This is a genomic window from Spirillospora sp. NPDC049652, assembly GCF_040675125.1.
Lineage (GTDB): Bacteria > Actinomycetota > Actinomycetes > Streptosporangiales > Streptosporangiaceae > Spirillospora.
Genome location: NZ_JBFAOF010001167.1, coordinates 1 through 1,993 on the forward strand (window position 1 = coordinate 1; position 1,993 = coordinate 1,993).

At 76.0% G+C, this 1,993-nt stretch carries 2 protein-coding genes and 1 pseudogene; 2 read left to right on the top strand and 1 reads right to left on the bottom strand.

From position 1 onward, the window contains the following. Nucleotides 1–129, bottom strand: a pseudogene (locus AB0J52_RS38140) (DNA hydrolase); the annotation flags it as partial. A gap of 179 nt (nt 130–308) precedes the next feature. Between AB0J52_RS38140 and AB0J52_RS38145 the strand changes: the two are divergent. Further along, the gene (locus tag AB0J52_RS38145) at nt 309–1,304 is read left to right on the top strand and encodes a FecCD family ABC transporter permease (RefSeq protein WP_500187880.1); all 996 of its coding nucleotides are present in this window, start codon (nt 309–311) and stop codon (nt 1,302–1,304) included. Next, the coding region (locus AB0J52_RS38150; protein ID WP_500187882.1) for an iron chelate uptake ABC transporter family permease subunit at nt 1,301–1,993 on the top strand (693 nt) is incomplete at its 3' end. The genes AB0J52_RS38145 and AB0J52_RS38150, both read left to right, overlap by 4 nt.

The window sequence follows — 1,993 nt, forward strand, 5'->3', positions numbered from 1 at the left end:
CAGCAGGGCGTTCAGCGCGCCGTCCCGGATCGTCAGCGCGACGACGTCCACCGTCACCGAGACGGGGTCGAAGGCGCGCGGGTCGTAGGCGGCGAGGAACTCGCGCTCGTCCTGCGGCGGCTGGTTCATCCCAGTGTCCTTCTCAATCTGAGTCAATCTCGAACTGAGAAGAACGTACCCCGTGCCCGGGTCGTTCGTCCAGGGGTGATTTGAGGTGGACCGTAACCGTGCTCTACTCTCGACCTCGATCGATAAGGTTAGGTTTACCTAACTAGCTCCCCGGACCTATGAACGGCGGTGAACGGCGCATGCTGCGCAGGCGGTGGACGGTGCTGGCGGTCGCCGTGCTCGTCCTCGTCGCCGCCGTCCTCGCGAGCCTCGCGCTCGGCAGCCGCTCCATCCCGCCCGGCCACGTGCTGGACGCGCTGCTCCACCCCGGCGGCACCGAGGAGGACGTGATCGTCCGCTCGCTGCGCGTCCCGCGCACCGTCGTCGGCCTCGCCGCCGGCGCCGCGCTCGCCGTCGCGGGCGTGCTCATGCAGGCGCTCACCCGCAACCCGCTCGCCGACCCCCGGATCATGGGCGTCACGTCCGGGGCCTCGCTCGGCGTGGTCATCGCGATCAGCGTGTTCGGGCTGACCGCGCTGCCGTCCTTCCTCTGGTTCGGCGTCGCCGGCGCGGCGCTCGCGGGCGCGTTCGTCTACGCCCTGTCGGCGCGCACCCGCGACGGCGCGTCCCCGGTCACCCTCGCCCTCGCCGGGACGGCCCTGGACGCCTCGCTCACCGGCGTGGTCGTCGGCGTGCTCACCGTCAACCAGCAGACCTTCGACACCTTCCGGTTCTGGGCCGTCGGCTCGCTCGCCGGACGCCCGCCGCAGGTCGCGACCTGGGTGGTCCCGTTCGTCGTGCTCGGCGTCCTGGTCGCCTTCGCCGCCGCCCGCGGCCTGGACGCGCTCGCGCTCGGCGACGACGTCGCCCGCGGCCTCGGCCGCAACGTCGGCCGCGTCCGGCTCGGCGCGGCCGCCGCCGCGATCCTGCTCACCGGCGCGGCCGTCGCCGCCGCCGGGCCCATCGGGTTCGTCGGCCTCGCCGTCCCGCACCTCGCCCGCGCCCTCGTCGGCGCCGACCACCGCTGGACCCTCACCGTGTCCCTCCTGCTCGGCCCCGCGCTGCTGCTCGTCGCCGACGTCCTCGGCCGGCTGGTCGTCCCGCCCGCCGAGGTCCGCGCCGGCGTCGTCACGGCCCTGCTCGGCGCGCCCTTCCTGCTGGTCCTCGTCCGCCGCGCCCGCACGGTGACCGCATGACCTCCACGCCTTCCACATCCGCCGCGCCTCCACCCGCCGCACCGGCGCGGCTCCGGCATCCCGCCGCGGGCGTGCTCGTGCTCGGCCTCGGGCCCGTCGCGGTCACCGTCCGCCGCCGCGCGCTGGTCTTCGGCGCCGTGCTGGCGGTGCTGACCGCCGTCGCCGCCGTGGCCTCGCTCGCGATCGGCAGCACCTTCGTCGCGCCCGGCGACGTGGTGCGCGCGCTGGCCGGGGACGGCCCCGCGACCCTGATCGTCCAGGACCTGCGGCTCCCGCGCGTGGAGGTCGGCCTGGCCGTCGGCGCGCTGCTCGGCGTGTCCGGCGCGCTGCTGCAGTCGGTCGCCCGCAACCCGCTCGCCGGACCGGACGTCATGGGCGTGACCCAGGGCGCGGGCCTCGCCGCGACCGCCGCGATGACCGCCGGGCTCGGCGCGTCCTGGCTCGGCCCGGTCGCGCTGCTCGGCGGCCTGGCCGCCGCGGCCGCCGTGTTCGCCTTCGCCGGGCGGACGGGCCTCACCGCCAACCGCTTCGTGCTCTCCGGGATCGCCGTCGCGCTCGCGCTGCGGGCCCTCACCGAGGTCTTCATCGTCGGCGCGGACCCCGCCGACGGCGAACGCGCCCGGGTGTGGCTGGCCGGCAGTCTCGCCGGGCTCGGCGCGCGCGAGACGCTCACCCTGCTCGTCCCGCTT